The following is a 19936-nucleotide window of genomic DNA, read 5'->3' on the forward strand; positions in this document are numbered from 1 at the left end:
ACTTCTCTTTTAGGCCGTCTAGGCGCAGGATGTGATCACCAAGCAATTCTGTCGTACCTTAATTACCAAGCGACTTTGTCATTACATTAACTACCAAGGGATTTGGACGGAACTCATTTAGCATACCTTTTAAAGCAATCAATCGAGCTTTAGAAGGGGAAAAGGGTGAAATTGGATCTACTTTTTCTCATGCCAGCAGAGTGCTTATAAAGATCGACTTCCAACTGCGCTTTAACAACTATTTTTAATAGTTGGTGCTAGTCATATATCTAGGTTTACACGCAAAAGTCCCCAATTTTATTTTGATCCAGAATGGGTTGCCTTTCATTTCAGCAAAAGTGACTACAAATGAACCATGTGTTTGTTTTTAGTAGCAAAATACTAAATCTTGCCTTTGTGTAAACCGCCCACAAAAAGCGGTAATTTTACGGTATTAATTAGATAATGTTTAACCTATTGTTCCTCAAGTTAGTGTTAAATTTGTTACGTCCGGTTGTTAGGGTCTGTTGACCTTTTGCGATTAAATAACCTCAAAAGGTCAACAGACCCTAGTAATAGTCCTTTTTAATAACTAAGCGTTCATGCTCGAAGACAACACAAATTTGATGAATTCGTGTGTTCAAGTATTGTCTCGACCAATATGCAGTTCATCAGTCTTTACGCGTGAATTCCTATCATTACAACAGCACATAAACCAGTTAATAAAATTTCAATCCGTATATTCACTCAAAAAAATATAGTTGCGACGCGCAATTAAACAAAAGCTTAAGGTGTGTTTAAATTGACCTCCAAATCAACCGTTCGCAAAGACCTATTCAAAAGCAGTATGCTACTGACATTCTTGCTCATTGCGGTGATCGGTACTTTTGTGTCAAACGCGCTCTACGAGGTAGGTGTAAATAAAGCACACGAGGTTTTAAAACAACGAAATCTGGCTTTAAATTATCTTTTAGATGGACATTTTCGAGAAATAAGTAACTTTGTACTCGTGGTAGGACAAACCGAAGTTGTTGCTTCTGCTAGCGAATCTGGCTCCGAAAAGAATGCAGAACTACTTAGGTTTTACGCCGATGTTTCAAACGCCAATGAACGCATAAGTTACATTTACTCTGGGTATGAGAATGCCACAATGCTCATCAATGATTATGATCCCCCCGAAAACTATGATCCAACAAAACGGCCTTGGTATACCGCGGCAGTTGCATCTTATCCGCATATTTCAACAGGTCTGCCTTATCAAGAAGCAACTGACAACGAATGGTTAATAGCAACCAGTGTTGCATTCAAGGATGACAACGAAAATGTTATTGGGGTACTTTCAGTTGATAGTTCCGTTGCCAAAATACTCAACATACTGAAACAGCAAACAACCTCGTATCAATCGGATTATAGTTTCGTTGTAAATGGTGATGGAGATATCATCATTCATCCAGACTCAGACATGTTAACAAAGAATATTACTGACCTCGTAGGTCAAAAAATTAACCCCGATCAAGGGTATTTTGACTACGAACTGGGTAAGGCGACAACGATTGGTTATACAAGTACGCTGAATAAAACAGGCTGGAAATTGATCACGGTAGTGAACAAATTCGAAATAGTAAATCCGATTATCAACGACGTCGTTCAAAACAGTGCTATAGCCGCATTGTTTGCTATTGTTCTCGGTTTATTACAAAGCAATGCATTAAGTAAACGCTTTTCTCTACCTCTAACAGAACTACAAAAGCGGTTAACCTACATAGTAGAAGGGTGCCCTGAGTCTATAAGTGCTTATCGCTACCCAAACAATGAAGTTGGGACTATTGCTCAAGAAGTTGAGCAACTTACAACTCAAGAGTTTTATACTAAATCTGTTGAACTTAAACGCCTTAATGACAAAACCAATCAAGCCTACTTACTACTCGCACAAAAAAATGACGAGTTAAAAAGACTGTCATATACAGACCAACTCACAGCTTTGTCGAATCGTCACAAAATGGAGATTGAGTTGCAACGAGAGTACGAACGCTACCAGCGTTATTGTGACCCATTTTCACTCATTATGATCGACATTGATGCATTCAAGTCAGTTAATGATAGCTATGGCCATGACACTGGCGACGCCGTACTTCGTTCTATCGCTGAACGACTAAAAAACCATGTACGAGGCTTAGATATTGTCAGTCGGTGGGGCGGAGAAGAGTTTCTTATCCTTTGTCCTCAAACCAAATTGAACAACGCGCATCACTTAGCCAATAAACTTCGGCAGCAGGTTGAAGAGGTGCGATTTGACCATGTCGGTCGCATGACCCTAAGTGCTGGTGTCAGTCAAATACAACCAAGCGATAACCTAACTCACTTGTTAAAGCGAGCCGATAAAAATCTGTATCAAGCAAAGGATCAGGGGAAAAATAGGGTGGTCAGCAGCTAGACAAAAATCAGTGTCTGAAAGTAAATAGGCAAGCTATTTCTGTAGTGCGTTATGAAACAACTAGGCTTTAATAGAGGTAGAAGTGAGCGTACTGAACCCGTCAGCAGTAGGTTTTTATCAGCATATGGATTTTGGAACAGCATCATCAAGACATTGCACCAAGTTATGCAACTTTTCCATACCTGTAGTTATCTGCGAATCACTAATTTAGGAGAGTCACTGACAAATTTCTGTCCCTAGACTTCCTGCAGCTATTTTCGCTAGCAATGACAAGGCTTCACATTTTCCAGCTTAAAGAACGCAAAAGCGCTCTTTATCTTGTTAAGTGTCAGGCAGGTTGCTTGTCTCGGTAATAGAGAAATGCACTGACAACAAGAGATGCCACAGAAATGGCGAACACAGCATATATGCTTAAGATCCATGCGAGCGTGGCTGATAGAAAGGAAATGAATGAAAACATTCTGCTGAATGACATTACATGGCCTAGTTTTCTTCTTCTCATAACGCCTCCCAAAACTGAGTAGGTCGAGACAACATTGGTCTCGGATGACACACTCATCGTCTCAACTTCGTCACGTTTTTACCTAAATATGCAGCTAAATTTCTATCAAAAAAGATAGGAGTTTGAACCCGTAGACAGAATTTACCCTTAGCCGAACTAGGTATGAGATATAGGTAACTTAATTGTGTAGGGATAACTTCACAACTAAGCTAAGAGTATTTCGACAGCTCAAATCAAAGGCGACTAATGACCATAACAGCAAAACGCTGGATCACTCTTTCGTCAGCAATACTAACTTTTTCTGCATGCGCTAGTGATACAAATAACTACTCTGGTTCTGGCAGCATTTCCCAAGGCGCAGCTAAGACCATTGAAGCGAATATTTTCGAGTGTGAGAATAGCCGCAGTCGGGTTGCAGGTATTGGTGAGATCACTGATTCTGAGGGTAAGGTTTGGACGGTTCCAGCAGAAAACAATTTTGCTTCTGCCCCTAAGGCTGTCGATTTATATGAAGAGTGTGCAGGTATTACACCGAAAAGCATCGCCGAAGTCGATCAGGGTTCGGTGCCCGTGGTTGTTGTAGACCCAGATGGACAAGAAATCACGGGTTATATCTTTGCGGACAACTACTTTGAGCTGTATATCAACGGAGCACTTATCGCCGTTGATAGCGTTCCTTTTACGCCGTTTAACTCTAGCATTGTGAAGTTCAAGGTAAGTAAACCTTACACGATTGCGGTAAAGGTGATTGATTGGGAAGAAAACCTTGGATTAGGGTCTGAGGACAATAGAGGTAAGGCTTTTCATCCAGGGGATGGGGGTTTTATTGCCAGCTTTAGTGATGGCACAGTGACCAATGCAGACTGGCAAGCTCAAACCTTTTATACGTCACCAATTTATGAACCCTCATGTTTAAAGGAAGTGAACGATCAACGCTTGTCAGATGGGTGTACCACAGAGGGCACCAACAATGGACAAGATGCTTACGCTGTTCACTGGCAGATACCCAGTGATTGGATGGCTCAAGGGTTTGATTCGACCTCTTGGCCGAAGGCTAGTCTCTACACAGAAGATGAGATTGGTGTAAACAATAAGAAAGCCTATATGAACTTTATCGACAAGTTCAGCGGGGCAGGCGCTAGCTTTATCTGGTCAACCAATGTTGTTTTGGATAATGAAGTATTGTTGATATACGAAGTTAAATAGAACGAATTTAGTGACACCTTCATAGAAATAAGGCCTGAGAACAATAATGCTCTCAGGCCTTTTTGATTGCATCTAAACAGATTACAACTCTGAAACGGTTGCCCAAACAGCGGCTAGCATGTCGTGGCCAAAAGCAACACTGCGATCTGGAGACCAGCCGTACAGTTCATCGGCATGGCTGATATGATCTTTAAACGGCATCTCGACAGTGTAAGACAAGCATTTAAACTGCTCTGCTACCCAGTTTGAACCCACAGTAAGGTTAGCTTTACCTGGCTCATCTTTGTCGTAGCCTATTTCATCTTGGAATTCAGGAGTAATGGTGAGCAGTGCCTGTTTGAAGTGCTGCTCTAAACGCGCGATGCGTTCATTGTAAGAAGGGATGCCCTCACTACCTGCAACAAAGTTATAGGGAATCGCTTCGTCACCGTGAATATCCAAAAACATGTCCACGCCTGTTTCTAGCATGCGCTCTCTAACTAGGAATACCTCAGGGCTACGCTCCATTGAAGGCGTTTGCCATTCGCGGTTAAGGTTAACACCTATACCATTGGTACGAAGGTGACCGCGAATACTACCGTCTGGGTTCATGTTAGGAACAACACGAATCACAACACTATCGAGTAGAGAACGACCCACTGTATCGGTTTCATCAAGCAAGCGTTGTAAGAAGCCTTCGATAAACCACTCAGCCATAGTTTCACCTGGGTGCTGACGACCAATGACCCAAACGTTTTTCTTCTCAGGGCTTGGCTCACCAATAGTCAGTAGGCTGATGTCATTGTTGTCTAGCGTATGCCCAAGTGTCTCTAGCTTACACGCAGTGTGCGTTTGTGCGCTGTGCAAAAGGTCTTGATGGCGATCGTATGAGTAAGGCGCAAAATACGCAAAGTACATAGAGTCGTGCTCTGGAATGATATCAAACGTTAATTCGTTGCCATCAAACTGAGCAGGTATACGGAACCACTCCTCACGATCATAAGAGGCAACCACATCGTAGTCACTCCAGCCTTCAGGATATGCGGAAGTCGCTAATTCACTGATGGTAAAATGGTGTGCTAGTTGCGCTTCGCTTTCTAAGCGAAAGTGAAACCATTGTGAAATTTCGGTCTGGTTATCAGCAGGTATAGTGAGTTGAATGTCTTGTGGAGAATCTGCTGATACAACATTGATGTTGCCGCTTTCGAAGTTACTGAAAATTTTCATGATGACGAACTTTTCGTGATTGAGTTGCAATTAGACTATCACATTTTGTGTGGTAACGATTACTGACTCTGCTTTTCATCTGTACTGGCAAAAATGAATGATGCTGTGATGTATCATCGATACGCTTATGTTTCATTGACCAATACATTGCCGTTGGTGCTTATAATCCTTGTTTCAACGTTACTGAGCATTTCGACATTAATTTAACGAGAGTAGCTTGTTGTACTTATTTTTGGGATCAAGCTGTATGTTCGTTCATGTTCTAAATTCCGAGTACTCTATTCACCATGATTTTTGAGGAAATAGCTGAGTGATCGACATTTATTACTGAGTAATGAACGAAAACACGGCACCTATTTTAATAGGTGCCAAAGAACGTAAATTCTCTGTCTGAGATGCATCACGTACTTTCATTTTAACGTTGGACCATTTGTGAGCGTACAGAAGCGGCACCTAATCGCGTAATTCGATATGGGGTGCTTTGTTTTGAACTAATGAGTTTTTTCGTTTTTAGACGTTTAAATAACTCGATAGTGCAATCTGATAAAATATGACCCTCACGCGTGTAACACATAATTTCTTTTATCTTTTTGTTGTCGTACCTTAAATATTGTATTTCGCCGCCTAGTGCCAGGATATGTAAGACTCTTTGTTCATGTTTAGATATATTCATTTAACTCTCTTCCTATTTATTTTGCGTTTACTTGATTAAGGTTTGGAATGAAATCAAGCATGTTGAAAGGAAGGGCTACTGGTAACGTAACCCTAAACTTTATCAACTAAACTTGCTCACTCGGGTGTCCCCACATATTAGGTTCAGCATAGGGGCCTTTGACTGTTGACCTTGATGATCCAACATTCGCTAATGCGCCAGGCGTTAATTCGCGTGCAAACCAACATTCGAGTGGCGCTTTTGTTGCTACTGGCGGGCGAACCTGATGCGGTGTGTTGTAACGATTACCATAATGATGTGGTTCACCCATTACAAAAATCACGTCTGCCTCGAGTTGCTTTTCTGCCTCTTCCATTAATTGCGTTGCGTAACCTTGCCTCTGATATTCAGGCAGTACGGCTAATGGAGCTAAAACATAACACTTCAAATGTCTGGCTTCTTCTATGACAAGCGGTGTATAGCAAGCGTGCGCAACTCCCTTGTGTACGATAGAGAAACTGCCGTCTTCAATTAAGTCATTGGCAAATTGTGCATACAATTTGGCGTGTCTTTCATCGTAGAGGCCGCCAGCCTTTGCGAAGGATTCATACTGGATTTGATAAGGTGTTTTCATGGTATTCTCTCTGTTTCTATATCCACTGACTGAACGTGCAGTCAGTGGATCTGTTTAAAAAAAACATGCACTTTATAGTGCATGAGTTTTTGTCTTACTTATTGATATATTTTTTTGCAAATTCCCGCTTAACTTCTTCTATCGGGAATCCGTCGTTTAAAAGATAATTCATTGCAATGCCGTCGATTTCTGCGATAAACATTTTTGTTACGACTTCTGGATTTTCATAACCCAAAGCTCGAAATACTTCTTCTGTCGATGATTGCAAACCTAGATAACGCTCTTGAATTAAGTCTAAGAGCAATGCTCTAGTTTTGGGGTGAACCATTACACTAAAGTTAAACTGATATATTTTTCGATGCTCTGGTACTGTCATCCCATCAAAAATAGAATCAATCATGGCTTCTAGTTTGTTCTCTGTTTTTGTCACATGCTGATCATTTTTGTCTGCTTCTTCAATGATATGGGTGATGTAAACAAATACTTCTCTTAACAGTTCATTTTTATTTTTAAAGTGATATATTACGAGCCCTTTTGAAATTTCTGCTTGACCACAGATTGCTGAAATTGGAGTGCTTTCAAAACCATTTTCGGTAAACAGTTGTGTAGCCACTCTAATTATTTCATTTCGTTTATCCATTTTATCACTCTTTCACTTCCTGACCGGCCGTTCAGTTGGTGTATAGTAAATAGTCTGTTATCTGAAGTCAACAGTCTAAATTTGATATCGAACTTAAAAACCGATGTTGATTCTTTATCTAATCTCTCTGGATTGTTCGAGTATGTAAGTAAAGACAATACAATGTCCGTGTCTTACAAGAAAACACGCACATTTATGAATTAGCTCGAAATAGCGACCTTAGATGGTATTGCATCGCGGCGATTAATGACATGTCGAAGTCTTAATAGCATTAGTACGGCTGCCACAGTTAACCCCAAAAGTATCCCAACCCAAAACCCTTTTTCTCCCATAGACGGAACTATGTAGTCAGTTAATCCAAGAATAACGCCTAAAGGGAGAGCAAGACCCCAATAGGAAGCAATCGCTAATATCATCGGTACTTTTGTATCTTTGTATCCACGCAGTGCGCCATTGGCCGATGTTTGCAGGGCGTCACTAAACTGATAAATAGCGGTTAAGGTGAGCAGCGTAGCGGCAGTTGCACTAATTGCAGGGTCTGAGGTGTATAGCCTAATTAGAAATTCAGGAAACAAAAGCAGTGTTGTAACGGAGAGTAAGGATACCAATCCAGCGACCATAATACCTATTTTGCTACGACCAATGGCACTTGATTCGTCTTTTTGACCCAACGCATGGCCAACACGAATGGTGATGCCAAAAGAGATACTCATAGGGATAACGTAGGTCAAACTTGAAATGTTTAACGCAATTTGTGCTGCTGCGACATTCTCCGCACCAATACGTCCAATAAGAAGTGCAATGACCGCAAAAATGCTGCCACAAACCGCTATATTCATGCCAATAGGCAGGCCAAGTTTTAACAGGTGAATCATTTCGTTTAACTTGGGTTTTACGTCTGAAAAACGAATGATTTTTTTGTAGTGTTGATGACCTCTTATGTAGCAATACAATAGACCTGACATCAACCAATACACCAAACTCGTTGCCCAACCACAGCCGACAGCTCCAAGTTCAGGAAACCCAAGCTTGCCGTAAATCAAAACATAGTTAACAGGGATGTTAATTAGTAAACCTATTACGGAGACGATCATCGATACCTTGGTATTGTTCATTCCTTCGCAAAATCCATTAAGCGTATAAAACAGAGCGATACCAGGAACACCAAAAGCAAGAGCAAAGGCATAATCGCTAGCGATAGGAATGATTTCAGACGCTACGTCTATCCACTCTAATATTGGCTTGGCATTAGTTAGGTAAGTAATAAGAAATAGACTAGCGAGTGAAACTAGCCATATCATCTGAAAGAACTCTACCGATATTTTTCCAAAGTCCTTAGCACCTCGGTGGTAGGCAACAACGGGGGTCAAAGCCATGATGATTCCCCTAAGTAACAATAGTACAGGCACCCAGAGACTGGTACCCAGGGCAATAGCCGCGAGATCCGCGGGACTTACTTGTCCAGCCATTGTCGTATCAACAAATCCCATAGCTTGGGTTGCGATTTGAGTCAGAATGATAGGAATGGATAGGTGCATTAATGCACCCGATTCACGGGTAAAGAGACGAAAATTAGTTAGCATGGAAAGTCTAAACACCAATATAAATGCACCAGTGATGGCAGGATAGCGATGTGCATTTTAGGATGTGCCTGTTGGGTGGCGTCAATATAAACACCTTGTTTATTTGGGTCAAGTATTGCTGAGGTGGCTAAGTTCCATTTCCTTTCTAGGCTGTGACAAACTAGCATAAGGTGAAGTATTCTAGAGAGAACAACTCTTTGCTAAAATAGGCGCTTTTATATTGGAAAACTTAATGTCGAAAGAAGTACACCAGCAAATTGGAAGTATCGCATTAGTCGTTGAAAACTATGATGATGCGATTGAATTTTATACCCAAAAGCTTCAATTCAAGTTAATAGAAGACACCGACTTGGGCGATGGCAAACGCTGGGTTCAGGTTTCTCCACCAAACTCGAATGGTACTAATCTTCTTTTAGCTCAAGCCAGTAAAAAGGAACAACTCCAAGCGGTAGGTAACCAAACCGGTGGTCGAGTATTTCTGTTTTTACATACCAATGACTTCTGGCGAGATTATCAACTCATGAAGGACAGGGGAGTTACCTTCAATGAACAACCTCGCGAAGAGGTGTACGGAACAGTAGTGGTATTCCAGGATCTTTATGGAAATAAATGGGATCTACTGGAATTGAATAACGTTTAATTTTCATCGTAAATACAGCGGGTTAAGAACAAATCACTCTTATAATATTCCGAGTATTTATGCGTTTTTCATCGCAGCAGGTATGAATGTCGATGACAGTGGGGTATGTGAGTTCATCGCAGTTTAGTCGTGAATTTAAGCGTATGTACGGTAAATCCCCTAAGCAATGGAGACAACCTAAGGCGCTATTGGAAAGTATTGCCTAAAGGTAATTGACTGATTCATAAATTATTTCGCGAATTTGATCAAAATAAAGGCTATTAACACAAACTATGAGTTAAATACTGTGATTTAGTACAGTTATATTCATTTAGGATGTATACTGTTTATTTATCCAGTTTTAAAAGGCAATGATAGCGATTAGACAAGACGTTATTAATAGGGAGAGCCCTTAGGTCTTGATGATATAGCTGTCTTTGTAAATGTGATTACAGTGGCTAATTTCAATACACATCTTGGAACAGCCGCGCTGACGAGTAGTTTAGCGGCGACAGCCCTGCTATCGGCAGGGCACATTGTACCCATTACCGCACTTTGGTTGATATTACTAGGTACGATAGGTGGGTTGTTACCTGATATCGATTCCGATAACTCAACCTCAATGAGTACGCTCTTTCGCTTGTTTGGAGCGCTCACCACGTTCAGCTTCGTGGGTCATATTTACCTTACGGTATCCATGCTAGAACTGATTATTTATAGTTTATTTTGCTATTTATCCATTCGATACAACCTAAAAGCAATGCTTGAGAAACTCACTGTTCATCGGGGTTCTTGCCATTCATTGGCGTTCATTGCTATGTCAGGGTTGCTCATTGTCTGGTTGGTGTTTTTACTCGGCTATAGCGATGTAACTGCATGGCTTTCTGGTGCCTTCATATGTTTTGGTGGCGTAGTTCATCTTGTCCTAGATGAGTTGTATAGCGTAGATTTGGCCAATAGACGGATAAAGATGTCTTTTGGTACAGCCCTAAAAGTATTCTCGCCTAAAAACCCTTTCATTAGCGCTTGCCAGTGCCTGCTGATCGCGGTGTTATATGTGCATGGCCCTGCACTAGATAATACTTGGCATAAGGTGAGTAATTGGAGCGAGTTTCGTTTTAAACCGGATTGGTTAAACAAAGGGGAAGTGGTTCACTTCTTTGATGAAGTGATTACCTCTACGCGTAAAGCGATGAGCCAAAACACCATCTGACACGATACAGGTTTTCAGCCTTAATGACGTCTAATGGTAAGTATTATTGTCTGTGAATGATTAGTATTGTCGCCTATCAGCAAAGTGCTTTGGATGGAATCTAATAGTCTTAACTTGAAAAAGTGGATGCCTTTGCTCTCTAATGAAGAGGCAATACCATGTACGAACTTACACTCATCCTTAGCCTAATGATGGGCGGTGCACAAAGCACGGCAGAGCTTGATGTTAATACTCAATTTACGTCTTTTGAAGAATGCAATAAAGCCGGCGCTGCTATTGCGAGTAAGCTCAATAAAGAAGAAACCGAAGTGCTATATGTGCATTGTGAACTAGACTAATAAACAATAACAACGTCAATGGCTTATACCAATCGTAGTAAATAACTGCTCACCCTAGCTTGTTAAAACGCTATTTCTGACCACTTACTTACTGTGATTGGTATTAAACTAAAAGGACAAACCTCGGTTTGTTCTTTTTTATGTGCATTAGTTTACGTGTAATTATCCGTGTTGCGGCGCAATAGCAATGACAGGAATGGAGGTCATAGACTCTACATCAGCTTTGCTTCGTAGGGTGGTGTCGAACAACTCCAAAAGAACGGCAAGACCCACTCCTAACCCTAATCCACCAATTAATCCCAATATTACATAAAATATGGTCGGCCAGTTTGAGGGAGAGCTTGGTGTAAATGGCAAATCAATGATCTTTACTCGTTTGTTCTCTTCAAAGACACCCAAAGCGCCGGTTAGCTGTGCCATTTCATAACGCTGCACTAGTTCTTCGTACAACTGGCGCTTCATTTCTACATCTCGTTGTAGGCTAAAGATCTCTTTCACGTTATCACCGTAGCCTTGGGTTTTCTGTTCTAGCTCCGCAATCATAATGGTTAATCGGGCCGTCTCCTCGGTAAGTGCCTCAAAGCGACTTTGCACTTGTTGTAGACTTTGCAATTGACTCATCAACAATGGCTGAATACTAGTAAGGCTGTTGAGATTTTGACTACTTGCCATATTACGAAGTTGGTCGGTATTTAGTGTTGGTTGGTTTGAATTTAGCAGTACCTCACGCTCGTGCTCTAAACGTTTTAGCTCTCTTTTCTTTGCTTGTACCGAGCTGTGATTCTCCGTGTATCTTGCTTGTAGAAGCGTTAATTCGCTACGGATCTCAATAATCTTGTCCTCAATACGGCCCACAACAGGATTGGTGCTAGATAGCTGTTGATCTAGAGAGCCAAGGCTTCGTTCTACGCCAAACAGCTCTGCCTCTTTTTCAGCAAGACTTTGTTTTAACACCGCTATGCGTGCGTAGCTTTGTGAGCGGATCTCTGGGGTTAATGAGGAGTGGACATTGGTGTAGTCAGCAAGCTTTTGCTCAGCCATTTGCAAGTCTGAAAAGCGCTTTTCAATATGTTCGTTTAAAAAGGTACTTGAGTCGCGAATTGACGATCGCTCGGGAGCTAACAACTGTTCAATAAAATGACGACTCACAGACTCGAGTAGCTCTTTCATCCCATCAGGAGAAGGGGCTGAGTACTCGATCTTTAGAAGATCTTTTCCTTGCTGAACTACGTTAAGATTTGCTGCTATTTTTGCCATTACTTGGTCTTTTTCATAGTTAGAACTGTTTTCGTTAATAAGCCCAAGCTCAAGAGCAACGGTCGAAAGGACATGACGACTTTTAAGTAATGTTTTTACCGCATTCAAGCGGTCGTTAAGCATGGTAGATACGGCAAGATCTTGAAGAAATGGATTCATTTTAGCCGTTTCTTGGATGAGCATACTGGTATGCGCTTTGTAGTTTGTAGGGGCGAGTTTGGATACCCCAATAGCCAGTAAAGGGAGGATCAAAGCAGGCAGTAATATGACCCAACGACGGCGCCAGGTACTCACTATTAATCCAGCTATGCGCAGTTTAAGCTCAATCATAATAACTCCAATAACCAGTCTACAAACTGAGAGCGTTGCTGCCAACTTTCGTTCTCAACGCTACGACTCTGGCAAGGGGTGAGACTCTGATAGCAACTCAAGCAATCAATGAGTTGCCTGCTGTCATTGACCACATTAACTTGGTCTTCAAACGGCTTTAGGGCAGGGAAGCGTGTGGTGATAACAGGTGTTCCACATGCCACATATTCCATGAGCTTTAACGGACTGCAGGCTTTGATTTGCTCATTAAGAATAAAAGGCAAAAGGCTGACGTCCCAATGCTGGCAATAACTTGGAAGTTGGTGGTGAGGACGCGGACCAAGCAGGTGAATATTGTCGAGTTCCACAAATGGGTTATAGCCTAATTCGTTCTGGCCAATAAACACGAAATTCCAATCAGGCATCGCTTTGGCCGTTTGGTTAATTAGGTCGTAGTCTAGCCAGTTGGAAAGGCTGCCATAAAATCCTGCGATGGGTTTTCCTGTTGGAAGGTCATCGGCACGAGGAACTGGAGTAGAAAAGCGTTCGTAATCAACACCGTGTCGTAGTAACTGTGTCTTACATGCAGGGAAGCGTTGTTGCATCGCTTCGCTGGCCGTTAGAATAAGGTTGGCCTTATCGGTAAGCTTGTTCTCATGTTGGATCACCGTTTTATGGTCAACACCTGCCAGTGCGCCAAAGTCATCACCGCAATAATACACGACAGAAGACTCATTGATATGACCACATAAGTCAGCGGCTGTTGGCAATGAGGTCCACAAAATCGGATTGTTAAACTCGAGGCGTTCAAGCGTTGGCGCTAATTGAGACGCCATCCAGCTTTTTGCTAGCTTTCGCTCCCATGCAAACTTTGGTGCAGGTAAGGTTTTTAGGCTTATTACTTCCATATTGCTTGGGATACTATCTACTTTGGTTGCCATTGACCCTTTGTTCGTGTTTTTTGAAAACAGCTTGCTGTATGCGCGCTTCATATCGCTTGCGGATAAACGAGGTCTGCGCAAACCAATGGAATTAACCCAAAGAATCCGACGCTGCGGATTCAAGCGAGTAATTATGTGTTGGGTACTAGAAGGAAGACCGCCAAAGTCTTCACCAAATACGATGAGATCACGCATGCCCACTTCCTTGTTCACAATGTGTTTCTTGGGATATGTACTTAATCACCTTTGCCGGAACGCCCGCTGCGACAACAAATTGGGGAATGTCTTCTGTGACGACACTGCCTGAAGCAATAACCGCGCCTTGGCCAATAGTGACGCCTGATTTCACAATACAGCTAGTGCCTAACCAACAGTCTCGCTTTAATACAATGTCGCCGATCTGGCTAATGTCATCAGGTTCGCCTTTTGCTCTTCTTCTCGCATCCATTGGATGGCCAGAGTAGCCAAACAGGTTTGCCTTGCCGGCGATACGAACGTTGTCTTCAATGATCACTTTTGTACCAACAGCGATGGTGGTTTGCCATCCTATTCCGACGTTGGAGCCAATACTGAGAGAAGGGTTGACCGTGTGAGCGCTGGCGCTAAAGGTTGTTTGCCCAGAGATTCGGCAATGGTCACCAAGGGTGATAGCCAGTGGACCAGACACAAAAGGCACTCCGCCGTACAGGTAAAGTGCTTTACCTGAGCGTTGACAGCGACCTCGGAAAGCGGGTGTTTCAACAAGTACACGAAGGATGAAGTTAAAGCCGTTTCTAAAACCTACATACGATGTGTAGACAAGCCTATTTAGCACCATTGGATATCGGATATCGCAAACACGTACTGCTTTAACCAGTGAAAAGAGCTTCTTCCCTAGTGGGCTTTGGCTGGTTTTTAGTTTTTGTTTTAGCTGATTGGCATCTAATACGTTCATAGCAACGTTCCTTTGTGCATTTAGCGGAAAGGTTTTGCAAATGTGCATTACCGATATCGCTTTCCTATAGTGGTAATACACAGAACGTGCCAAAAATATAAGTCAATAAAAGCAATGGCTTAGGTAATGACTATTGCGGTTTCTCAATTTGAGAATCGTTTTGAACAATACTCGAGACACAGATAATCAGCGCAGCCAGTATGTAGATTGGCCATACGAAGGCCTGAGTAAGAAAGGTGCCCGATACGATAGTACCAATTAGTCCAGCGTAGACAGCGTTTGCCGAGCTTTCGAGATAGGGTGATGAGGTTACTAATGCTTTGATGCAATTAAGAGACTGCATAGCTGTGCGAAGCAAAGAGACAATCAAAGTGATAAATACAATGAGACCTAAGAACCCTGTTTCAGCCAAAACGCCAAACCATGTACTGTGTACAGCATGATTTAGCCCGTCCCAGTGAGAACTGTAAAAGTAGTAGTTGGAGTAAAAGTTATTGATTCCGACGCCAGTGAAAGGATTCTCAACAGCCATCTTCGCTGCTGCCTCCCATGCATATAAGCGTCCCATAGAGGAAGAATCTATCCCCGCTTCAGCCGCGCCACCAGAGGCACGTTCTGAAATCCCGGCAGCTAAGTAAAGTATGGTTAATCCGACAGTCCCAAGGCTCACAAGCAATATCTTAGAGCGAACTGCTTGGTTTATATACACAGCGTATACCGCTACCATGCCTAGCAGGCCACCACGACTTTGCGTCGCAATAATGGCCATCGAGAGTAGAGCGAGAACGGTGAACCCGATTAAGCGACTGATCCTTGATTGACGACTATTAAAGAAAAAACTCGCAGAAAATGCCAATGGAAACAACAGTACGAGTGCTAAGTCATTAGGATCGCCCAGCATAGAGCCAATTTGGCGTCCTATCGTTACTCGAGAGCCTTCAACTAATCCAATACCGTTCACTGAGTTAAATAAAGCGACACAGGCCACTAGGCCACCTGCGGCGACTATGGTCCAACAGATCTTTGATAGTTGTTCTTTGGTGTTGATGATCCAAATGATGGCCAAGGTCATCAACATGATTTTCCAGTAGATCCCTTTGAAGGTTGATAAGGCTTCACCGCGGTTAGTCGCGAACGCTAAACCAATGGCAACTAAAGCCCAAAACATCACTAACCATTTCATGGAAGGGTGCCAATAGACTTTAAGCTGCCTGCTTATCAATGAGTGCCAACATAAAGAGGCTAAGGCGCCAAGGGACAATAACAGTGGGATCTTAAATGGCATTAGCACTGGAATGACTTCGTGGATTCTGAAAAAAGAGAACACAACAAATAGGGTTACAAACCAAAACAAGTGTTTCACAACCACTAGCACTGCAATGGGCAGTAGACATAGGGCTAGGCCAACTGCTGGATGAGGAACCTTCCACCAAATCAAGGCGATGGTCAAGGTAATGGCGACTGTTGCAATAACACTAGGCGCAGTCATTGAGTTGGCTGAATGGTTAATTGAAGGTGTCATTACGCACCTATCTTTTTTGCTAGGGTATGCTGTGGTAGCACTATTGTGTAGGTCGCGATTAGCAGTAGGACTGAACAAACGAGCGAGGCAATACCTTGGATACTTGAGCCCAACTGGATAACAGATAATCCAGCAAGCGTAATCAACGGGTATAAGCCTAATCTCAAGCTACGAAATGGCAGAGCATGTTGGCGCTGTGAAAGCTTGTAAAGGATTAGCGCTCTCATTAATTGCGCGGCCCCGATACTCAACATGATTGACCAGATACCCCAATGATAGGTAAAGCCGCACCATATTAAGGTCAATACAGTGGTGCAAAGGTTAACCTTTAAGATGGTCTTGGTTTGTTTGTTTTGAAGTAGACCAAGGTTAACAAGTTCAGCGAGTTCTTTGCCCAATACCATGAGTAAAGCGCCAACCAATAGCTGCCCCGCAATTGCGTAGTCTTCAGTCAAGGCAAATGCCAACAACCAATGACCAAACAGCGCAATGAACAGCGCCAGCAGACACACATACATGATGCCAAGCTCAGTCGTTCTAGCCGCTTTTAAAGGATTGCTGTTTGCAACAACAAAGCGCTTTGGCATCCACCACATACCAAAAGGCTGGACAAGAACGCACATCGCTAGAGCAAACTTTGCAGCCACCGCATATTGGCCCACCATGGTGAGAGACTCACCCTCTAGCATCAACCAGCGCTCTGCGCCATTGAGCCCAAACGCAACTAAGCCCGACAGCATTAGAGGCAATGAGTAGCGCAGGGTAGTGTTGATAAACTGAGTGCTAGGAGGAGTAACGGTGAGTTTGCTTGCAAGGATAAGCAGTGAGAACTGTACTAAATGGGCAATGAAACCAGCGACAAGCACTCCAACGACGCCATAGCCTAATTGCAACGATGTTAAGACAAGCGCTACTTGAAGCAGGCTGGTGGTGATACAGATGCGGCAAAACGCTTTTACTTTATCGAGCATTCTTAGCCAAGCTAACGATATTGCAATTGCGCCTTCAATGGTCAGTGACACCCAGAGAACTAATACGGCATGCCTCGAAAGAACCCATGTTTCTCGCCACTCTAGTGACAGGGTCACTAACAATCCTATGCAAGCGAATGAAATTGAGATTAATAAGGTTAGGGTAAACAGATTACTTGCCGTTGTATGTTTCTGTTTTTTAGTTGTTTGTTCGGCGCAGTATCGGTACAAGGCTTCGTGCAGGCTAGCGGATAACAAAATACCAATGAAGGATGCAGTAACCGCGAGCAACTCCAACTCACCTATTTGAGCAGGCGTTAGAAAGCGAGTTGTGATTGGCAACATAATAAGGGACAACCCCTTCATGAAAAACAGAGCGAACGCATAGCCGAGCATTTGTTTCTGCACGTCCGATACAGTAGGGAGTCTCATTAATGCTCTCCCGATTTGATTTCAGATCCACTCACTAAAGTCTGATGATGAGAGCATTTTGTCTCTATTGCCCGCGCAATATCGCGGTAGGTGTTACTTGCTAGGTATTGTGTTGCGACCTTTTGTCCCTGTTTCGCAATGCTTTGGTATTGGTCCAGGTTTTTAGCAATGTGCGACATAGTTTGGCTTAGGCTTTGGGCGTCATTTGTGGTGTATTTGATGCAGTTTACGTTATGCTGTAACTTCTGATCCCAGAATGCATTATCTCTCGGAATGACCACGATAAGTCCCGCCGCTAGGGCTTCTAGGGTAGATAAACCAAAGGGTTCATTGGTACTGGTGGAAATATAAACGTCCGATTTTTTTCTGATTTCATCAAGGTTCTTAGGTTCTTTAAACCAACAAGAGTTAGGAATGCTGGTATCAACAAAGGACTGCTCCGCATTTGAGTTGTGAGGCTTGATATAACAGATATTGATTGTGATCTGTGATCTGGATTTTGCCAGTTCAATGGCGTGTTTAAGGATGTCCAACCCCTTCCATTTTAGAAGCGACGCTGCCCAGTAGAAGGTTGTAGTGCCATCGCTGACAAACGAATGAGTTGAAGGGTAATCATTTTCATCCAAACCATTGGTGAACGTATAGAAGCTAGTAGGAAGCGTGTCGCTATCCATACATAAAAGCAAACTTGGCTCAGCTGATTGCAAATAGAAAGTCGGATGCCCTTGGTTGAGACACCACTTTGCGGCGCTGCTTTTTCCCACAGGTCCGTGAATAAGCTGTAGTAGGGGAATTTGCATTAGCTTAGAGACAGCGTAACCCGCAAAATCCACGCCTGGGCCCGATGCCATAAGTAGCGTGTTTGGTCTTTTGATATGGGTAAGCACAAGCCATGCAGTAAACATGGTTAGATAAAAAGCTAGGTAAGCCTGCTTTGCCCAGTACCCTAAGCCTTGAGTTTGAATAGCAAGGCATTGAGGCAGAACTAAGGTAGTGACGCTGAGCTTATTGCTTTGGTCTTGATTCCAACTCATAGGTGAGGCGCTAAGCACGTGAAACACTGTCCCGTCATTAACTTGCTTAATGGCGAGCTGAGTAGCGATTTTCGACCCTCCATGATATGGAATAGGGTCAAATATGATGCAATGATTAGGCTTCATGTGCGCTCCTTACTGATTTACATTCGGCTAAGCATCGCGTTCTAAAGAAAGTAGTCAATGGGCGCAGTAGGGAGCTAAACCATGCCCACCAAGATTGTTTTACACCTTCTTCTAGTAGTTGGTTATAAATAGACTCCATCTGAGTGGTGTTTCCTTCCAGTGAAAAGCGGTCTTTAGCGACTTGTTTTCCTCTGTTTGTCAAAACTTCGCGAGTCTCTGGGCTTTGTATAAGCTGTTTTACTGCACCAACTATCGAATCTATTTCGTTGTCACCGTTTTCATATAACAGTCCGGTGGAGTTGTGTTCAATGACCTCACTTATGCCACCAACGTTTGGGGCAACAACAGCAAGTCCCGCTAGAGATGCCTCTACTAACACCAAGCCAAAGGCTTCGCTTCTAGCGCCGCTGACAAATAGGTCGCAACCACCTGCAAGCCAAGCACTGACGTTAGATTGCTCTCCAACGAGGTGAACTCTAGTGTTTAGATTCAGTGTATGGATCTGATTAATTAGATTCAGACGCTCGCTCCCTTCTCCAATAATGATGAGGTGATGCTGATCCTGGCTACTGTTTAAGCGAGCAAGGGCCTGAATGAGTTTATCGAAGCCTTTGCGTGTAATAAGAGAGCCGACACTGACAAGTACTCTTGCACTTGACGGAATATTTAGGCGGTCTCTTACATCTAGCGGTTGGCTTAGATCGATATTTGGGATGCCGTTATGAACAACGGTAAGGTGTTGTTTTGGGTAGCCTTCATCAAGCATTGGCTTAGCAACAGCATGGCTAACTGCCACTAAACGCTGGGCTGAATGAAGAGTAAGTGTGAAGCGGTCATGCAGGTTATAAGGACTGTGGAGTTGGCAGAGCATTGGAATGCGCTTTGCTTTTGCTGCCAAGGTCATCCACTGACAAGGTGCGCCGCTATTAACATGGATAAGGTTAATGTTGTGCTCGGAAATGATGGCTAACGCCGTTTTATACAGTGCTAGTGACGCTTTCACATTGAAGGCTGATTGCTGAAGGCTAATCAACTCAAAGCTTGCAGAATGTACAGTAACGCCCTTCGCTGTTAGTTCACGAACCAGTACTTTATTGTTAGTCCAAACCACAGGTTTGAAGTTAGTCGACAGTGAATCTAGAAGGTTCAAAAGACACGCTTCACTGCCTCTGATCCAATCATCTCCATAGTGAACAATAAGTAGGTTGGTGGTTGGGTGCATTCCTTTCTCCCTAACAGCATTAAAATGGTAACTGTTAGAGGTACTGCAATTAGGATGCCAATTTTAAGTAATTGTTTTTATTTGGATTTCATTAGCCAAGATGATCATTCCCAAATTGAGAATCAGAATGAATAGTTTTGAAATCGTTGCAAGTGGTGGTATTTAGCCTCTTTAAAACCATT

Annotated in this window: 18 protein-coding genes; 6 read left to right on the forward strand and 12 right to left on the reverse strand. The window is 42.8% G+C overall.

The window, feature by feature from the left end; translation table 11 throughout:
- The first annotated feature begins 781 nt into the window (after positions 1-781).
- On the forward strand, positions 782-2413 hold the full coding sequence (locus tag D5I41_RS00005; protein ID WP_119007900.1) for a sensor domain-containing diguanylate cyclase: 1632 nt from the start codon (positions 782-784) through the stop codon (positions 2411-2413).
- Positions 2414-3161: 748 nt separating this feature from the next.
- Entirely contained in the window at positions 3162-4121 is a 960-nt protein-coding gene (locus D5I41_RS00010) for a hypothetical protein (RefSeq protein WP_119007901.1), read from the forward strand.
- 81 nt (positions 4122-4202) lie between these two features.
- Here D5I41_RS00010 and D5I41_RS00015 read toward each other — a convergent pair whose 3' ends face one another.
- From D5I41_RS00015 to D5I41_RS00035, 5 genes are all read right to left on the reverse strand, one after another.
- Positions 4203-5327, reverse strand: a complete 1125-nt coding sequence (locus D5I41_RS00015; RefSeq protein ID WP_119007902.1) for a M14 family metallopeptidase — start codon at positions 5325-5327, stop codon at positions 4203-4205.
- 415 nt (positions 5328-5742) lie between these two features.
- A complete protein-coding gene (locus tag D5I41_RS00020) occupies positions 5743-6000 on the reverse strand; it encodes a YjhX family toxin (RefSeq protein WP_119007903.1) in 258 nt (85 codons plus the stop codon).
- 106 nt (positions 6001-6106) lie between these two features.
- Complete coding sequence (locus D5I41_RS00025; RefSeq protein WP_119007904.1) at positions 6107-6613, reverse strand: GNAT family N-acetyltransferase; 507 nt, start codon at positions 6611-6613, stop codon at positions 6107-6109.
- A gap of 94 nt (positions 6614-6707) precedes the next feature.
- Positions 6708-7253 carry a TetR/AcrR family transcriptional regulator gene (locus tag D5I41_RS00030; RefSeq protein WP_119007905.1) on the reverse strand — a complete coding sequence of 182 codons (546 nt, stop codon included), beginning with the start codon at positions 7251-7253 and terminating at the stop codon, positions 6708-6710.
- A gap of 200 nt (positions 7254-7453) precedes the next feature.
- Positions 7454-8836, reverse strand: a complete 1383-nt coding sequence (locus tag D5I41_RS00035) for an MATE family efflux transporter (RefSeq protein WP_119007906.1) — start codon at positions 8834-8836, stop codon at positions 7454-7456.
- A 232-nt stretch (positions 8837-9068) separates the two neighbouring features.
- Between D5I41_RS00035 and D5I41_RS00040 the strand changes: the two genes are divergently transcribed.
- The 4 genes from D5I41_RS00040 to D5I41_RS00055 all read left to right on the forward strand — a co-directional run bounded on the left by D5I41_RS00040 (position 9069) and on the right by D5I41_RS00055 (position 11006).
- On the forward strand, positions 9069-9476 hold the full coding sequence (locus D5I41_RS00040; RefSeq protein ID WP_119007907.1) for a VOC family protein: 408 nt from the start codon (positions 9069-9071) through the stop codon (positions 9474-9476).
- 86 nt (positions 9477-9562) lie between these two features.
- Positions 9563-9682 (forward strand): helix-turn-helix domain-containing protein, encoded by a 120-nt coding sequence (locus D5I41_RS00045; protein ID WP_208639131.1) that lies wholly within the window; start codon positions 9563-9565, stop codon positions 9680-9682.
- Positions 9683-9909: 227 nt separating this feature from the next.
- On the forward strand, positions 9910-10668 hold the full coding sequence (locus D5I41_RS00050) for a metal-dependent hydrolase (protein WP_119007908.1): 759 nt from the start codon (positions 9910-9912) through the stop codon (positions 10666-10668).
- A 158-nt stretch (positions 10669-10826) separates the two neighbouring features.
- Positions 10827-11006 (forward strand): hypothetical protein, encoded by a 180-nt coding sequence (locus tag D5I41_RS00055; RefSeq protein WP_119007909.1) that lies wholly within the window; start codon positions 10827-10829, stop codon positions 11004-11006.
- 162 nt (positions 11007-11168) lie between these two features.
- Here D5I41_RS00055 and D5I41_RS00060 read toward each other — a convergent pair whose 3' ends face one another.
- The 7 genes from D5I41_RS00060 to D5I41_RS00090 all read right to left on the reverse strand — a co-directional run bounded on the left by D5I41_RS00060 (position 11169) and on the right by D5I41_RS00090 (position 19754).
- Positions 11169-12593, reverse strand: a complete 1425-nt coding sequence (locus D5I41_RS00060; protein ID WP_119007910.1) for a GNVR domain-containing protein — start codon at positions 12591-12593, stop codon at positions 11169-11171.
- Positions 12590-13708 (reverse strand): glycosyltransferase, encoded by a 1119-nt coding sequence (locus tag D5I41_RS00065; RefSeq protein ID WP_119007911.1) that lies wholly within the window; start codon positions 13706-13708, stop codon positions 12590-12592. Before D5I41_RS00065 ends, D5I41_RS00060 begins: the two co-directional genes overlap by 4 nt.
- Positions 13701-14447 carry an acyltransferase gene (locus D5I41_RS00070; RefSeq protein ID WP_119007912.1) on the reverse strand — a complete coding sequence of 249 codons (747 nt, stop codon included), beginning with the start codon at positions 14445-14447 and terminating at the stop codon, positions 13701-13703. Before D5I41_RS00070 ends, D5I41_RS00065 begins: the two co-directional genes overlap by 8 nt.
- A gap of 130 nt (positions 14448-14577) precedes the next feature.
- The gene (locus D5I41_RS00075) at positions 14578-15969 is read right to left on the reverse strand and encodes an O-antigen ligase family protein (protein ID WP_119007913.1); all 1392 of its coding nucleotides are present in this window, start codon (positions 15967-15969) and stop codon (positions 14578-14580) included.
- On the reverse strand, positions 15969-17372 hold the full coding sequence (locus D5I41_RS00080) for a lipopolysaccharide biosynthesis protein (protein ID WP_119007914.1): 1404 nt from the start codon (positions 17370-17372) through the stop codon (positions 15969-15971). The genes D5I41_RS00075 and D5I41_RS00080 overlap by 1 nt, the downstream gene beginning before the upstream one ends.
- Positions 17372-18532: a glycosyltransferase gene (locus tag D5I41_RS00085; RefSeq protein WP_119007915.1), complete on the reverse strand. Its 1161-nt coding sequence runs from the start codon at positions 18530-18532 to the stop codon at positions 17372-17374. Before D5I41_RS00085 ends, D5I41_RS00080 begins: the two co-directional genes overlap by 1 nt.
- Complete coding sequence (locus D5I41_RS00090) at positions 18522-19754, reverse strand: glycosyltransferase (RefSeq protein WP_119007916.1); 1233 nt, start codon at positions 19752-19754, stop codon at positions 18522-18524. Before D5I41_RS00090 ends, D5I41_RS00085 begins: the two co-directional genes overlap by 11 nt.
- Positions 19755-19936: the final 182 nt, after the last annotated feature.

The organism is Vibrio superstes, assembly GCF_003569005.1.
GTDB classification, from domain to species: Bacteria; Pseudomonadota; Gammaproteobacteria; order Enterobacterales; family Vibrionaceae; genus Vibrio; species Vibrio superstes.

What these genes read in the sequence shown, in the direction of transcription:
- D5I41_RS00010 (WP_119007901.1), top strand. Translation starts at nt 3,162, where the DNA reads ATGACCATAACAGCAAAACGCTGGATCACTCTTTCGTCAGCAATACTA.
- D5I41_RS00025 (WP_119007904.1), bottom strand. Translation starts at nt 6,613, where the DNA reads ATGAAAACACCTTATCAAATCCAGTATGAATCCTTCGCAAAGGCTGGC.
- D5I41_RS00030 (WP_119007905.1), bottom strand. Translation starts at nt 7,253, where the DNA reads ATGGATAAACGAAATGAAATAATTAGAGTGGCTACACAACTGTTTACC.
- D5I41_RS00020 (WP_119007903.1), bottom strand. Translation starts at nt 6,000, where the DNA reads ATGAATATATCTAAACATGAACAAAGAGTCTTACATATCCTGGCACTA.
- D5I41_RS00070 (WP_119007912.1), bottom strand. Translation starts at nt 14,447, where the DNA reads ATGAACGTATTAGATGCCAATCAGCTAAAACAAAAACTAAAAACCAGC.
- D5I41_RS00035 (WP_119007906.1), bottom strand. Translation starts at nt 8,836, where the DNA reads ATGCTAACTAATTTTCGTCTCTTTACCCGTGAATCGGGTGCATTAATG.
- D5I41_RS00015 (WP_119007902.1), bottom strand. Translation starts at nt 5,327, where the DNA reads ATGAAAATTTTCAGTAACTTCGAAAGCGGCAACATCAATGTTGTATCA.
- D5I41_RS00075 (WP_119007913.1), bottom strand. Translation starts at nt 15,969, where the DNA reads ATGACACCTTCAATTAACCATTCAGCCAACTCAATGACTGCGCCTAGT.
- D5I41_RS00090 (WP_119007916.1), bottom strand. Translation starts at nt 19,754, where the DNA reads ATGCACCCAACCACCAACCTACTTATTGTTCACTATGGAGATGATTGG.
- D5I41_RS00085 (WP_119007915.1), bottom strand. Translation starts at nt 18,532, where the DNA reads ATGAAGCCTAATCATTGCATCATATTTGACCCTATTCCATATCATGGA.
- D5I41_RS00040 (WP_119007907.1), top strand. Translation starts at nt 9,069, where the DNA reads ATGTCGAAAGAAGTACACCAGCAAATTGGAAGTATCGCATTAGTCGTT.
- D5I41_RS00045 (WP_208639131.1), top strand. Translation starts at nt 9,563, where the DNA reads ATGTCGATGACAGTGGGGTATGTGAGTTCATCGCAGTTTAGTCGTGAA.
- D5I41_RS00065 (WP_119007911.1), bottom strand. Translation starts at nt 13,708, where the DNA reads ATGCGTGATCTCATCGTATTTGGTGAAGACTTTGGCGGTCTTCCTTCT.
- D5I41_RS00060 (WP_119007910.1), bottom strand. Translation starts at nt 12,593, where the DNA reads ATGATTGAGCTTAAACTGCGCATAGCTGGATTAATAGTGAGTACCTGG.
- D5I41_RS00055 (WP_119007909.1), top strand. Translation starts at nt 10,827, where the DNA reads ATGTACGAACTTACACTCATCCTTAGCCTAATGATGGGCGGTGCACAA.
- D5I41_RS00080 (WP_119007914.1), bottom strand. Translation starts at nt 17,372, where the DNA reads ATGAGACTCCCTACTGTATCGGACGTGCAGAAACAAATGCTCGGCTAT.